This is a genomic window from Mycobacterium sp. DHQP2018-32-09 (assembly GCF_058148405.1).
Genome location: NZ_JBYVYK010000018.1, coordinates 18440 through 32795, shown reverse-complemented (window position 1 = coordinate 32795; position 14356 = coordinate 18440). Strand labels below are relative to the sequence as shown.

The following is a 14356-nucleotide window of genomic DNA, read 5'->3' as shown; positions in this document are numbered from 1 at the left end:
CATCGGCGGCATTCGCGCACCGGCGCGTACGTTCGCCATCGTGGACATCGCACTCGTGGGCCCTGGCGCCATCGGTTCGACCATCGCCGCGCTGCTGTACGACGCCGGCCACCACGTCGCGGCGTACGGGCGCAGCCCGCGCCCGGCGATCGAATTGCGGCCCGACGACGGTGCCGCCGTCACGGTGCCCCATCCGGTGCGTACCGACCTGGCCGACGCGAAGGGCCCCGTCGACGTGGTGCTGCTCGGCGTGAAGGACACCCAGAACGCCGCGGCGGCACCGTGGTTGCAGCGGTTGTGCGACGAGCGCACGCTGGTGCTGGCCTTGCAGAACGGCGTGGAACAGGTGCAGCGGGTGGGGCGGTTCTGCCCGGGTTCGACGGTGGTGCCTGCCGTGGTGTGGTTCTCGGCCGAGAACCAGCCGCAGGGCTGGACGCGGCTGCGGACGCCGGCGCGCGTCGTGCTGCCCGACGACGACGCGGGTCGCCGCCTGGCCGAGGCGTTGCGGACGCCGCGGTTGTCGATCGACGTCGACGCCGACTTCGTCACGGCGGCCTGGCACAAGTTGCTGGTCAACGCCGTGGCGGGGCTGATGGTGCTGACGGGTCGCACGTCGGGGATGTTCCGCCGCGCCGACGTGGCCGAGCTGGCGCGCGCCTACCTGCGCGAATGCCTGGACGTCGCCCGGGCGGAGGGGGCGCACCTCGCCGACGCGGTGGTCGAGGAGATCCTGAGCCTGTTCACCGAGGTGCCCGAGGACCTGACGACGTCGATCCTCACCGACCGGCAGCTGGGGCGTCCGCTGGAATGGGACATCCGCAACGGCGTCGTCGTGCGCCTGGCGCGGCGGCACGGGTTGGCCACGCCCATCGGCGACGTCGTGGTGCCGCTGCTGGCCGCCGCGGGCGAGGGCCCCGGCTAGACGTCACCGCATAGAGTGTCCACCCATGGCCCGCCGCTACCCCTGTGAACCCGTCGACGCATCGTTCGTGGAGTCGGCGCCGTTCCGCTTCATCAGCACCGCGGACCTCGCCATCACCCCGGCGCAACTGTTCGACGTGCTGGCCGACGCCGAGGCGTGGCCGCGGTGGGCAACCGTGATCACCGACGTCGAGTGGACCAGCCCCGAGCCGTACGGCGTGGGTACCACCCGCACCGTCACCATGCGGGGCGGCATCGTCGCCGATGAGGAGTTCCTCGCGTGGGAGCCGTTCTCGCGCATGGTCTTCCGGTTCAACACCAGCACGTCGAACGCCATCGCGGCGTTCGCCGAGGAGTACCGCGTGATCGACACGGGCACCGGCTGCCACCTCACCTGGATCATGGCAGTCGCACCGCGCGGCGCCGCCGCCCGGCTGGGCATGACCTACGGCGCCCCCGTCATGCGGTGGATGTTCCAGCGGTTCATGCACAACCTGCGCGTCCTCACCGACGAGCGGTACGCGGTGGGGCGCCCCTGACCGACCGGGCCCGGCTCTACGCGGCCCGGGACGACGCCCCTCGATCGCTGCCGGTCTGCGACGATGGGGCCGGGAGGAGGCCGATCGAGCATGCATCCTCGACTCGTAGACGCGGTCCAGGCACTGGTCGACCAGTTGGCCGAGCGCATTCGGCAGTCGGTCGCCGTGGACGACCCGGCCGGCAACCTGATCGTCGTGAGCCGTCACTACGGAGACGCCGACCCCTACCGCATGCGTCTGATGCTGGATCGCCGCATCCCGCCGGGCTACCGGGAGTACTTCACGAAGTTCACCCGTGATGCACACGGCGACGAGCCGATACACGTGCCTGCCAATCCCGACCTGGCCCTGTCTGCGCGGACGTGCTTTCCCATCCGGCACGACGGCGACATCATCGCCTTCCTGTGGGTCATCAAGCGATCGCGGCCGCTACCCGAGGACGTGATAGCGAAGTACTGCAGTCGCCTCGCCAATCACCTGGCATCTCGCCGTCAGGCACCGGCACTCGACCCCGGAACCACCATCGGGGCCACCGTATTGCGCCTGCTGTCCGGTCAGGCCGCCACGGCATCGCCGACACCTCTGGCCGTCGAGGAGCACGGCGACGCGGAATTCGTCGTGCTGGCGCGTTACGGCGTCGCCGCCCAGGACATCCACGACGAGGTGGTCGAGCGCGTCATCCGTCCGGCGGCCCGCAACGCCGCGGACGTCGGTGCGTCGTTGGCGTGCACCACCGAACGCGACGGCTGCACGGTGGCAGTCTTCCAGCTGACGGGGTCGAGTCATCGGGTGCGGCGCGACTCGGCCGGATGGCTGGAGGACGAGGTGCAGCGGATTGCCGGTGACTCCGATCTCGGCAGCGCCTTCGGCATCAGCCCTTCGAAACCGTTGCGCAACGTCAGACGCTGTTTCGCCAAGGCGGCGCTGACCGCATTCGTAGGAGCGCAGCTCTACCGCCAGGAAGGCGTGCTGACGTGGCGACAGGTCCGACCGTTCGCGATGGGTCTGCTTGCCTCCGATCACCTGGCCGGCGCGCGCGTCTCCTCGTTGAACGCCATGTTCGACGAGGCGGACGGCTTCGCCTTCGACACGGTGGCTGCCGTGCTGCGATCAGACCGCGGTTGCAGCCCCGCCGATCTCCTGCACGTCCACCGCACCACGCTGCACTACCGGCTGCAGCAGATCACCGAAACCACGGGTCTGGACCTAGCCGTGCCCGCCGATCGCTTCCTGGTGTTCTGCGCCTGGCTTCGGGCGGCGTTGCTGCGGTCGCCGGTGGGGGCACTCGTCGACGACGCCGGTCTGCACTAGTTCGCGCGACCCGCACGACCCGTGCGACCCGTGCGACCGATGTCGCAGAGACGTGTTCGGCATTCCGACGACGGCTGCAAGACCGGGCGGTCGATTCGTCCAATACTTGCTGGAGATTCCTCGGCCGCCCGCCCTCGTCACGGCGGAGCCGCCACGCATGGAGAGCGAGACGTGATGACATCACACGCTGGTCAGCAGGTCACCGGCCCACCCACCATGGACGACGCCAAGTGGAATCGGTTGCACACGCTCGCGGCCTTCTGCACGCTCGGCGGCACGGCACTCGACGGATACATCCTGGGCGTCGTCGGAGGCGCGATCGGCGCCGCCACCGACGAGATGCACTTCACCCCGCTTGGGCAGGGGCTGGTCGGTGCCAGCGCGTTGATCGGCATCTTCATCGGCGGCATGTTCTTCGGCAGGGCCGCCGACCGATGGGGACGCCGGGTCGTGTTCCGGTGGAACTTGATCGCGTTCGTCGCGCTGTCGCTCGTGCAGTACTTCGCGATCAGCACGTGGGATCTGACCGCCTATCGCATCCTGATCGGCGTCGCCATCGGCGTGGAGTACGCCGTCGGCGCGGCGCTGCTTGCCGAGTTCCTGCCAACCCGCTACCGCGGCCCACTACTGGCGACCTTGCAGACCACGTGGTTCGTCGGCTTCGTGGGGGCCAACTTCGTGGCGTTGGCGTGGGCTCAGGACAACTGGCGTCTGGTGTTGGCCAGCAGCGCGCTACCCGCCATCGTGATCGCGCTCGCCCGCATCCGATTGCCCGAGTCGCCACGCTGGCTGCGGTCCCGCGGCCGCGACGCCGAAGCACGGCGAATCGTCGAGTCCCACTTCCCACCTGGCACCGCGCTTCCCGAGATGGAGGCGTCCAGCGACGACGGCGGCATCAAGGAACTGTTCGGTAGGGCGCACCGGCGCAAGACCGCGTACGCCGGTGTGTTCTGGGCATGTCAGGTGGGGCCGCTGTTTGCGATCTTCACCTTCATCACCCCCGTCCTCGACGACCTGGGTTTGCCGTCGGGCTTCGCGCGCGACTTCATCATGAACATGCTCCAGTTCGCCGGCGCCCTGGTGTTCATCTGGGTGCTCGCGGTGTCCAAGCGCCGCAGCCTCGCCATCTGGACGTTCGGCGTGACACTGGCGGCACTGCTGCTCTTGGGCATCTTCCCCACCGCGCCGTTGATCGTGCTGGCGACCGTCATCGGCGTCTATCTCTTCGTCGCGTCGGGAGCCTCCAATCTGCAATTCGTCTATCCCTCCGAGATGTTCCCCACCCGGCTGCGGACGTCCGGCGTCGGATTCGCAGCCTCGATGAGCCGAGTCGGTGCTGCGCTGGCCACCTACCTACTGCCGGTGCTGATCTCGTCCATCGGCGTCAACGCGTCCCTGTTGGCCCTGGCCGCGTTTCCGTTGGTCGGTTTCGTGGCGTCCCTGGCCTGGGCCCCCGAGACCAGCAAGGCTGCGATCCATTGACCCCCGTCTCGACACCGCGTCGTCACGATCATCGAAGGGACCTCAACGTGACTCAGATCCTCAAGGGCACGGAGTTGCTCTACCTGTCCAAGGCCGACGTCGTGGGCCTCGACATCTCGCACGACACCGTCCTGGACGCCGTTCGCCGCGCCCTGATCGAGCACGGACACAAGCGCTATGAGATGCCGGCCAAGATCGGCGTGCATCCGTACGACGACGTCTTCTACCACGCCATGCCGGCGTTCCTGCCGGAACTCAACGTGGTGGGCGCCAAGTGGATCGAGTGTTACCCCCGCAATCCACGCGAGTTCGGTCTTCCGCAGACCACCGGCCTGCTCTGCCTGAACGACGTGGAAACCGGTGTGCCCCTGGCGATGATGGACTGCAGCTGGCTGACCGCGGTGCGCACCCCGGCCGTCACGGTACTGATGGCCGAACACCTGGCCGGAGATGCCGCACGTTTCGGGATGTTCGGTGCGGGGGTGCAGGGCCGAGAGCACGTCTCCTACGCGGCGCATCACCTGAAGAATCTCGAAGAGATCGTGGTGTTCGACAAGTTCCCGGACGTGGCGGAACGGCTGGTCACCGATCTCCAGCGACGAGTCGACGTCCCGCTCCGCGTCGGCGACTCGGTGGAGCAGATGGTCAAGGAGTGCGAGGTGCTGAGTTCGGCCACCATCGTCGTCCGCGAGCCCCAGCGCGTCGTCCGGGATGAATGGGTGTCCAAGGGACAGACCATCATTCCCTGCGACCTCAACTCGTTCTGGGATCCGGCGACCGCGTTGCGCGCCGATCGGTACATCACCGATTCCATCGACGAGCACGACCTGTTCGTCGAGATGGGTTACTACCCGGGCGGGTCACCGACGATCGCGGCCGAGACTGGCGAGGTCCTCGCGGGACTCAAGCCCGGTCGGACGTCCTCCGACCAACTGATCGTCAACAGCAACATTGGGATGGCGGTGTGCGACATGGCGGTGGCACAGGCGATCCTCGAGGCCGCGCTGGCCGCAGGCGCTGGAACCACCCTGCGGCTCTGAGCCGCGGTCGGTGGCCCCTAGATCAGGCCCTGCCAGGCCTCGCGCCGCTGGCGGTCCGGATCCAGCACGGTCTCGTCGCGGGTGGAGCGGATGACGCGCGTGGGCCGCTCGACGGTGTCGTAGAGCGGCCACATGCCGCCCTCATCGACGCCGAGGCGGCCCTTGGCGAACTCCAGCCAGGTGCGTTGCATGCGCCTGCCGACGGCGGGCTGCACGTGCCTGCCCAGCGGGTGGATCTTGCGGCCCAGGTAGGACGAGTAGCTGTGCTGGACGTGCACGATCTCGCTGCCGTGCGTGGCGCCCAGGCCCAGCGCCCGCAGCGTCCAGGTGGTGTGGTCGAAGCGGTAGACGTGGGTGGGCCCGCGGTCGGCGTAGGCGTCGGCGAACGCCCACGTGGGCGCGCCGAACATGGCATCCGAGCCGAAGCGCACCAGCGCGCTGCGGCGCGGGTAGGCCGGGTAGGCGGCCAGCACGCCGGGCTTCGCGTCGGGTGCGGTGCGCGCGAAGTAGGAGTCGACGCCCGCCACGGTGGTGGGCAGCATGGGCGGCTTGCCCCAGGCGAACATCGACGCCTCGTGGCTGTTGGTGCCGACGATCAGCGGCACGCCGGACACCGCCCCGGCGCGCGCCGCTTCGATCGGATGCTGCGGCAGCAGATCCGTACCGTGGGTCAAACCGTAGGCCAGCGTGGGGGTTTCGGCTGCGCTCTCGGCTTGCATCCGGCCCGCCGTGCGACGCAAGTGCCGCTGCGGCAGCGACGCCACGTCGGCGGCCGCGACACCGAGGCGGGCCAGGAACTCCCTGGCGCGGCGCGCCCGGGTCTCGCGGTCGGCGATCAGCGGCAGCGCGGGACTCTGCGCGATGGCACGGGTGAACAGTCCGCGGGCCGCCGGGCTGGCCAGCAGCGCCAGCACCGACGTCGCGCCCGCGGACTCGCCGAACACCGTCACCCGCTCGGGGTCGCCGCCGAAGGCCGCGACGTTGTCCCGTACCCACTCCAGGGCGGCCAGCTGATCGCGCAGGCACAGGTTGTCGTCGAAACCCGTTCCCAGGTCCCCCAACTCGAAGCCGCCGAAGACGCCGAGCCGGTAGGTGACGTTCACCACGACGACGTCGCCGTTGGCGGCCAGCCGCGACCCGTTGTAGAGCTGCAGCTGTCCCGCGCCGTAGACGAACGCACCGCCGGGAATCCACACCATCACCGGCAGCGACCCGTGGGGGTCCGGCGACCACACCGTCACCGTCAGGCACGCCTCGTCACGGATCTTCGGATCGTCGCGGCCACCACCCACGAACGAGCGACCCTGCGGCGGCAGCGGACCGTGGTCGACGGCCTCGCGCACGCCCGTCCACGAATCCAGGGGCGCAGGCGCCAGGAAGCGTCGCGCTCCCACCGGCTGCTGGGCGTACGGCACGCCGCGCCAGACGGTCACACCGCTCTCCACGGTGCCGCGCAGGGCCCCGTGCACGGTGTGCGCGACGGTGGCTTCGGGGGCTGATCGACGGGCTGGGCGGCGGGCTGGTCGGCGGGCGGTTTCGCGCTGTGCGGCCACCGGGCAATCCTAGTGTGGGAGGCTGGGAAAGCCGACCTACGGCCGGGCGGACGGAGCGTGGAATGACCTTCAACGAAGGCATGCAGATCGACACCAGCACCACCACCAGCAGTGGGCGCGGCGGCGGAGGCGGCCGGGGCATCGCGATCGGTGGCGGCGTCGGCGGACTGCTGATCGTGGTGGTGGCCCTGTTCCTCGGCGTCGACCCCGGCACCGTACTCAATCAGGGCGGCGGCGCCGGCCAGTACGACACCCAGGGCGTCCAGGCGCCCGGTTTCGACCTGAGCCAGTGCAAGACCGGCGCGGACGCCAACGCCATCGTGCAGTGCCGCGTGGTGGCGACCGGCAACTCGGTCGACGGCGTCTGGGCGCAGCTGATCGACGGTTACACCCGGCCCAAGGTGCGGTTGTTCGAGGGGCGGGTGGACACCGCGTGCGGTCCCGCCACCGCCGACGTCGGCCCCTTCTACTGCCCCGGCGACGGCACCGCCTACTTCGACACCTCGTTCTTCGACGTGCTGACCACGCAGTTCGGCTCCAGTGGCGGCCCGCTGGCCCAGGAGTACGTCGTGGCCCACGAGTTCGGGCACCACGTCCAGGACCTGATGGGCAATCTGGGCCGCGCGCAACGGGATCCGACCGGTCCCGAGGGTGGCGGCGTGCGCACCGAACTGCAGGCGGACTGCTACGCCGGGGTCTGGGCGCACTACGCGGCGATCACCAAGCAGGAGAGCACCGGCGAGCCGTTCCTGCAGCCGCTGACCGACAAGGACATCGCCGACGCGCTGTCGGCCGCGGCGTCGGTCGGCGATGACCGCATCCAGCAGGCCGCCACGGGCCGGGTGAACCCCGAGTCCTGGACGCACGGTTCGGCCGCGGGCAGGCAGTACTGGTTCACCGAGGGCTACCGCACCGGCGACCCCAACAAGTGCGACACCTTCACCGCCACGGACCTGCACCAGGGCTGATCGTCGCGTCAGGCGCGGTGGGCACCCCAGAACTCGGTGAGCAGGGCCGCCGCCCCCGCCGGATCCTGGGTCATCCACCAGTGCCCCAGCCCGTCGAGTTCGGCGATCCGCGCTCCGGCGCGTCCGGCCGCACGCCGCTTCTGCTCGGCCGTCCCCACGTAGTCGTCCTCGCTGGGCAGCAGGGCCAAACCTGGTCGAGCGGCGGCCCTTTCCAAGCCGTGACCGGCCTGCGCCGCCAGCGGCTGGGCCGCCGAGCGGTACAGCGTGAGGATGCACCGGCCCATGGCGTCGTCGACGCCGGGCGCCACCCGTTCGGCGATCTCGGGCGCCATTCCCGCGCCGGCCAGGAATGCCACGCGGTCGCCCAGCGGCGTCGCCGCGAGGCCGGCCACCACCTGCTCCCCCACCTCGGGGGTCTGCCACTGCTGGGCGAGGTCGTGCCAGACGTACTCGGCGTCGAAGACGCCCGGCACGTCCGAGGCCCAGGTGGCCACCAGCTCCGGTCGCGCCATCACCAGGTTCAGCACGTGACCCCCACCCCAGTCGTGGCCCACGAGGTCGACGGGCTCGCCGATCGCCTCGAGTTCGGCGGCCAGCCAGTCGCGGTAGCCGTGCATGGTGGCCACGAACCCGTCCGGCACCGGTGCCCCGAACCCGGGTGGCGACAGGCGCCGCACGTCCGTCTCGCCGAGCGCGGCGAGTTCATCCGCCAACGGGTCCCACACCGCGGCGGTCTCGGGCACCCCGTGCACCAGGACGACGGTCATGCGCACTCCTCGTCGAGTCGATCGGCAGTCGCGATCGAACTTAGCCCGCCTCAGCGCTGCCGGGTGGGGCGCACCACGATCTCGTTGACGTCGACGCCCTCGGGTTGCCCCACGGCGTAGGCCACCGCGTCGGCGATGGCCTCCGGCGGGATCGCGTTGCGCCGGTACTCGGCCATCGCGCGCTGCGCCTGCGGATCCGAGATCGATTCCGCCAGCTCCGAGTCCACGACGCCGGGCGAGATGGTGGTCACCCGGATGCCGGGAGGGGACTCCAATCGCAGACCTTCGGTGATGGCCCACGCGGCGTGCTTGGTGCCGCAGTAGACCGCGGCGGTGGCCACCACCTCGTGCGCACCGACGGAGGCGACGGTGACCACGTGCCCGCGGTCCTGGGCGGTGAAGTGCGGTAGCACCGCGGCGATCGAGTTGAGCAGGCCCCGCACGTTGACGTCGATCATGCGGTGCCACTCGTCGACCAACAGCGCGTCGAGCCGCGACAGCGGCATCACCCCGGCGTTGGCGACCAGCACGTCGACCCCGCCGTACCGCGCGACGACGTCGTCGACCACCGCGAGCACCGCCGCGGTGTCGGTGACGTCGAGGGTCACCGGTTCGATCCCGGGGTGCTCGTCGGCCAGCGCGCGCAACCGGTCCGTGCGGCGGGCCGCCGCGATCACGCGTTGCCCGTCGCCGGCCAGGCGCACCGCCACCGCGCGCCCGATCCCGCTGCTCGCACCCGTCACCACGGCCACCTGTCGGCGTGCTGTCATCGACTCTGCTCCTCCTCGATCGGCGTGTCACCCGAGTCTTCGCGCGCACCGCCCGTCGCGGCAGGGCGCGGCGTGCCCGGGTGCCCCACACCCAGGCACGCGGCCGGGCCGGGGCCTACGGTGGTGGCGTGGCCAGTGAACTCGGCGACTTCCTGCGCGCCGCCCGGGCGCGCGTCACCCCCGAGCAGGCCGGCGTGCACGACCACGGCACCCGGCGGGTTCCCGGCTTGCGCCGCGAAGAGGTCGCGCTGCTGGCCGGTGTCAGCGTCGACTACTACACCCGCCTGGAACAGGGCCGCGAGCGGCATCCGTCGACCCAGGTGCTCGACGTGCTGACCGTGGTACTACGCATGGACGCCGACGCCAGGGCGCACGCCTTCCGCATCGCCGGGGTGAGCGCACCCCCGCGGGAGGGCCCGAGCGGCGTCGTGGCACCCGAACTCGTCGACCTGATGGCGACCTGGCCCGACAGCCCCGCGATGATCTTCGACCGCGCCTACGACGTGCTGGCCTCCAACGTGATGGCCGATGCCCTGTTCTGCCGATGGCGGCATTCCCGCAACCTGCTGGGCATCGTGTTCACCGATCCCGATGCCCGCACCTTCTACCGCGACTGGCACGAGGTGGCCGCCGACGCGGTGGCCGGCTTCCGCCTGAACCACGGTCACGATCCCGGCCATCCCCGCGTGCAGGAGGTGCTCACCGACATGTTGGCCACCAGCCCGGCTTTCGCCGAGCTGTGGCAGACCCACCGGGTGCGCGGAAAGTCACTGCAACGCAAGCGCTTCCACCATCCCGAGGTGGGCGACCTGGAGCTGACGATGCAGGCGTTCGACGTCCGCTCGGGCGCCGGCCAGGAGTTGGTGGTCTATCACGCGGCCGCTGGATCCGACAGCGCTCGCGCGCTCGCCCTGCTGGGCTCGCTCGCGGCGACCAACGCGGAGTGACCCCCTCTCAGAACAGCGTGGCCTGCGCCGCAGCGCCAACCTGCCCGGCCACCGGCACCGCAGCGGGCGCCGGCCCGCGGAACGGACGCCGCTCCCCCGACAGCCCGTGGGCGGCCAGCAGCGGCGCCACGCGTCGCCGGAGGTCGTCGCGGTACCGCTGCGGCAGGTAGGCGCCGCGGCCGTACAGTTCGCGGTACCGCGGCACCAGATCGGGGCGGGTACGCCCCAGCCACGCCATGAACCACCCCCGCGTACTGCCCCGCAGGTGCAGGCCGAACACCGTGACCGCCGTGGCACCCGCGGCGGCGACGTCGCCGAGCAACGCGTCGAGATGGGCGTCGGAGTCCGTCAGGTACGGCAGCACCGGTGCCACCATCACGTGGCAGTCGAGACCCGCCTCGCGCACCGCCCGGATCAACGCCAACCGGGCCCGCGGGGCGGGCGTGCCCGGCTCGACGAGCCGGTGCAGATCCGCGTCACCGACGGCCAGCGAGATCGCGACGCCGACGTCGACGTGGCGCGCCGCATCGGTGAGCAACGGCAGGTCCCGCTGCAGCAGCGTGCCCTTGGTCAGGATCGAGAACGGCGTGCCGCTGTCCGCGAGCGCCGACACGATCCCCGGCATCAGCGCATACCGACCCTCGGCGCGCTGATACGGATCGGTGTTGGTACCCAGGGCCACCGTCTCCCTGGTCCACGAGCGGCGCGCCAGCTCGCGCCGCAGCACCTCGACCACGTTGGTCTTCACCACCAGCTGACCGTCGAAGTCCTCCCCGGGGTCGAAGTCCAGGTATTCGTGCGTCGGCCTGGCGAAGCAGTACCGGCACGCGTGACTGCACCCGCGGTAGGCGTTCACCGTGAACCGGAAGGGCAGCCGCGAGGCATCGGGCACCCGGTTGAGCGCCGACTTGCAGAGGATCTCGTGGAACGTGATGCCCTCGAACTGCGGGGTGCGCACCGAACGGACGAGGCCCAGCCGGCGCAGCCCCGGCAGCGCGCCGTCGTCGACGTCGACCGCCTGACCGTCCCATCGCATGCCCCTATTCGAACGCCTGTTCGACGTTCTGTCAAGGCGCGGCGGCCAGCGTCAGGACCACGACGTTGGTGAGCGTGCCCGCCACGATGGACAGCAGCGCGCTGCGGCGCCACAGGTGCACCCCGACGGTCACGGCCAGCGCCGCCACCGCCGCCCAGCGCGGCACGGCGCCGCTGCCGGGGATCTCGCGCAACGTGTAGATCGCCAGCACGACCATGATGCCGAGCGGCATGTGCAGGCCGAGATAGCGCACCGCAGGCGACCGTCGCATGGGTGCGAGCACCGCGAACGGCAACGCCCGCAGGGCCCACGTGATGGCCGCACCGACCACCACCAGCGCGGCCACGTGACCGGTGTCAGCCATCGGCACGACCCCGCCGGGCGGCGAGCCTTCCGAGCAGGATCGCGGTGTACGCCGCGAACGCCGCGGGCAGCATCGCGCCGGGCACGACGACGGCCGCCAACACCGCGCAGCCGGCCGCGCAGCCGGCGAACCAGGGCTCGGGGCGGGCCCGATAGGCGTCGATGGCCAGCACCACGAACAGTGCCGTCAACGCGAAGTCCACGCCGTGGACCCGCTCGATGGGCAGCACCGACCCGGCCAGCGCGCCGACCGTGCCACCGGCCACCCAGGCCACCTGGAACAGCACCTGGATGCCCACGATGGCGCGCGAGGACCAGGCGCGCGGCGCCACGGCGGTGACCGCGTATGCCTCGTCGGTGAGCGCGAACGTGGCGTAGGCCTTGGCCAGCCTGCCGTCGACGCGGTCGAGGGGGAACGACAGGGCATAGAACACGTGCCGCAGGTTCACGATGAGCGTGGTCGCGGCGACCAGCGGCAGCGGCGTCGCCGCGACCGCCATGCCCACCAACAGGAACTCCAGCGAGCCCGCGTAGACCACGGCGGTGAACACCGTCGCCCACCACCACGACAGCCCGGCGTGCACCACCACCAGACCGAAGGCCACCCCCAGGGAGAACAGGCCGAGACCTACGGGGGCGGCGACCGCCGGCATCCCGTCGCGTCGCGTCACCCAGGAGATCCTAGGGTCGGCGGATCACCACTTCGTCAGCTGGCACCGCGGGTTGTAGGGCGCGTCCTGCTGCACGGCGACCTGGCCGTCGACGGCGATGTCGCAGTGCGGGTTGGGGGCCGCACGGCCACCGTGGGTGGTGCTGCTCACCGAGAGGATGGCCCACTGCGGGTCGGCCAGCGCGGTCTCGAAGACCCACGGCTGCCCCGGTGCCAGCGGCACGGTCTCCCGCTTGACGAAGGCGTAGGGATCGGCGTTGTAGGCGTCCATGCTCGGCGGCTGATTCACCAGGTAGAACAGTTCGACGTCCGACGGGTCCGTCACCGTGACCGTGTATCGCACCTGCTGGCCTGCCGGCTCCGCCGAGGCGATCCCCGTCCCCACGCCGGCGCCGAGCGCCGCGGACGACATCACGACTGCGGCGCCCAGCGCCGCCATGACCCTTGCTCGTTCGGTTCGCATGATCGTCACATCGCCGGACGCTACCGGATCGTTACGGCGCGCCGGGGCGCCCGCCCACCCGGGCAGCGGGTGGCCGAACGCCGGGCCAACGGCTCCTTAATCTGATCGTGACGCCCAGACATCGCCTGGAAACAAAGCCTCTCTAACGTCCCGAGACGACGCTCGACCCGGTGCCCAACCCGGCGCCGCCATCGGTTGATGCGCCCCGAAAGGCACTCGGGGACGGCTCTTTTCGGTACGACGAGAGGTATTCCATGGGACGATTCACGCACGCTCGGCGCGGCCGGGGGGCCTTCGTCGTGACGAGCCTGCTGGCCACCACCGCGCTGGTCCTGGCGGGCTGCGGCAGCAAGGCCACCGAGACCGACGCCACCAACGCCCAGTCGTGCGTGGACACCTCCGGGCCCACGGTCAAGGTCGGCTCCCTGAACTCGCTGTCGGGCACCATGGCCATCTCCGAGGTCACCGTGCGGGACGCGATCAAGCTCGCCGTCGACGAGATCAACGGTGCCGGCGGCGTGCTGGGCAAGCAGATCCAGATCGTGGGCGAGGACGGCGCGTCGGAGCCCACGGTCTTCGCCGAGAAGGCCGAGAAGCTGATCAGCAGCGACTGCGTGGCCGCGGTGTTCGGCGGCTGGACCTCATCGAGCCGCAAGGCCATGCTGCCGGTGTTCGAGAGCAACGACGCGCTGCTGTACTACCCGGTGCAGTACGAGGGCCTGGAGTCCAGCAAGAACATCTTCTACACCGGCGCCACCACCAACCAGCAGATCGTCCCTGCCCTGGACTACCTCAAGGAGAAGGGCGTCAGGTCGCTCTACCTCGTCGGCAGCGACTACGTGTTCCCGCAGACCGCCAACCGCATCATCAAGGCCTACGCCGCCGCCAACGGCATCGAGATCAAGGGCGAGGACTACACGCCGCTGGGATCCACGGACTTCTCCACCATCGTCAACAAGGTGCGCACCGCCGGCGCCGACGCCGTGTTCAACACGCTCAACGGCGACTCCAACGTCGCGTTCTTCCGGGAGTACCGCAACGTCGGCCTCACCCCGGACGAGATGCCCGTGGTGTCGGTCTCGATCGCCGAGGAGGAGATCGGCGGCATCGGCGTGCAGAACGTCACCGGCCAGCTCACGGCCTGGAACTACTACGAGACGGTCGACAACCCCGTCAACGCCAAGTTCGTCGCCGCCTACAAGAAGGCCTACGGCGCCAACAAGCCGACGTCGGACCCGATGGAGGCCGCCTACACGTCGGTGTACCTGTGGAAGAACACCGTGGAGAAGGCGAAGTCGTTCGACGTCAAGGCCATTCAAGACAACGCAGGCGGGGTCACGTTCGACGCCCCCGAGGGCCTGGTCACCATCGACGGTGAGAACCACCACATCACCAAGACCGCGCGCATCGGCGAGATCCGGCCCGACGGCCTGATCTACACCATCTGGCAGTCGCCGGGCCCGATCCAGCCGGACCCCTACCTCAAGTCCTACCCCTGGGCCGCGGGCCTGTCGGGCTGACCCGGC

At 70.4% G+C, this 14356-nt stretch carries 15 protein-coding genes; 8 read left to right on the top strand and 7 right to left on the bottom strand.

The genetic code is table 11. The annotated features are described in order from the left end of the window. Positions 1-40 precede the first annotated feature (40 nt). The 5 genes from AC30CM_RS11060 to AC30CM_RS11040 all read left to right on the top strand — a co-directional run bounded on the left by AC30CM_RS11060 (position 41) and on the right by AC30CM_RS11040 (position 5293). A complete protein-coding gene (locus tag AC30CM_RS11060; RefSeq protein ID WP_490116910.1) occupies positions 41-922 on the top strand; it encodes an oxidoreductase in 882 nt (293 codons plus the stop codon). Between the two features lie 25 nt (positions 923-947). After that, positions 948-1460, top strand: coding sequence for an SRPBCC family protein (locus AC30CM_RS11055; RefSeq protein ID WP_490116909.1), 513 nt, complete (start codon positions 948-950; stop codon positions 1458-1460). A gap of 90 nt (positions 1461-1550) precedes the next feature. Then, complete coding sequence (locus AC30CM_RS11050; RefSeq protein WP_490116908.1) at positions 1551-2771, top strand: PucR family transcriptional regulator; 1221 nt, start codon at positions 1551-1553, stop codon at positions 2769-2771. A 174-nt stretch (positions 2772-2945) separates the two neighbouring features. Then, positions 2946-4253 (top strand): MFS transporter, encoded by a 1308-nt coding sequence (locus AC30CM_RS11045; RefSeq protein ID WP_490116907.1) that lies wholly within the window; start codon positions 2946-2948, stop codon positions 4251-4253. A gap of 47 nt (positions 4254-4300) precedes the next feature. Next, complete coding sequence (locus AC30CM_RS11040) at positions 4301-5293, top strand: ornithine cyclodeaminase family protein (protein ID WP_490116906.1); 993 nt, start codon at positions 4301-4303, stop codon at positions 5291-5293. A 17-nt stretch (positions 5294-5310) separates the two neighbouring features. Here AC30CM_RS11040 and AC30CM_RS11035 read toward each other — a convergent pair whose 3' ends face one another. Next, the gene (locus AC30CM_RS11035) at positions 5311-6762 is read right to left on the bottom strand and encodes a carboxylesterase/lipase family protein (protein WP_490116905.1); all 1452 of its coding nucleotides are present in this window, start codon (positions 6760-6762) and stop codon (positions 5311-5313) included. Positions 6763-6908: 146 nt separating this feature from the next. Here AC30CM_RS11035 and ypfJ point away from each other — a divergent pair, with 146 nt between their 5' ends. Continuing rightward, the gene (ypfJ, locus tag AC30CM_RS11030) at positions 6909-7814 is read left to right on the top strand and encodes a KPN_02809 family neutral zinc metallopeptidase (protein WP_490116904.1); all 906 of its coding nucleotides are present in this window, start codon (positions 6909-6911) and stop codon (positions 7812-7814) included. A gap of 8 nt (positions 7815-7822) precedes the next feature. On the opposite strand, the gene AC30CM_RS11025 is transcribed toward ypfJ, so the two are convergent. Continuing rightward, a complete protein-coding gene (locus tag AC30CM_RS11025; RefSeq protein WP_490116903.1) occupies positions 7823-8581 on the bottom strand; it encodes an alpha/beta fold hydrolase in 759 nt (252 codons plus the stop codon). Between the two features lie 50 nt (positions 8582-8631). Then, entirely contained in the window at positions 8632-9351 is a 720-nt protein-coding gene (locus tag AC30CM_RS11020; protein ID WP_490116902.1) for an SDR family oxidoreductase, read from the bottom strand. Between the two features lie 128 nt (positions 9352-9479). On the opposite strand from AC30CM_RS11020, the gene AC30CM_RS11015 reads away from it, so the two are divergent. Continuing rightward, the gene (locus tag AC30CM_RS11015; RefSeq protein WP_490116901.1) at positions 9480-10298 is read left to right on the top strand and encodes a helix-turn-helix transcriptional regulator; all 819 of its coding nucleotides are present in this window, start codon (positions 9480-9482) and stop codon (positions 10296-10298) included. A gap of 7 nt (positions 10299-10305) precedes the next feature. On the opposite strand, the gene AC30CM_RS11010 is transcribed toward AC30CM_RS11015, so the two are convergent. Genes AC30CM_RS11010 through AC30CM_RS10995 form a run of 4 tightly spaced genes read right to left on the bottom strand, consistent with a single transcriptional unit; the run spans position 10306 to position 12830 of the window. Further along, a complete protein-coding gene (locus AC30CM_RS11010; protein WP_490116900.1) occupies positions 10306-11334 on the bottom strand; it encodes an Rv2578c family radical SAM protein in 1029 nt (342 codons plus the stop codon). 31 nt (positions 11335-11365) lie between these two features. Next, positions 11366-11698 (bottom strand): branched-chain amino acid transporter permease, encoded by a 333-nt coding sequence (locus AC30CM_RS11005; RefSeq protein ID WP_490116899.1) that lies wholly within the window; start codon positions 11696-11698, stop codon positions 11366-11368. Next, positions 11691-12350, bottom strand: a complete 660-nt coding sequence (locus AC30CM_RS11000) for an AzlC family ABC transporter permease (protein ID WP_490116966.1) — start codon at positions 12348-12350, stop codon at positions 11691-11693. The genes AC30CM_RS11005 and AC30CM_RS11000 overlap by 8 nt, the downstream gene beginning before the upstream one ends. Before the next feature lie 42 nt (positions 12351-12392). After that, on the bottom strand, positions 12393-12830 hold the full coding sequence (locus tag AC30CM_RS10995) for a hypothetical protein (RefSeq protein WP_490116898.1): 438 nt from the start codon (positions 12828-12830) through the stop codon (positions 12393-12395). Between the two features lie 254 nt (positions 12831-13084). Between AC30CM_RS10995 and urtA the strand changes: the two genes are divergently transcribed. Next, a complete protein-coding gene (gene urtA, locus AC30CM_RS10990; protein ID WP_490116897.1) occupies positions 13085-14350 on the top strand; it encodes an urea ABC transporter substrate-binding protein in 1266 nt (421 codons plus the stop codon). Positions 14351-14356 lie beyond the last annotated feature (6 nt).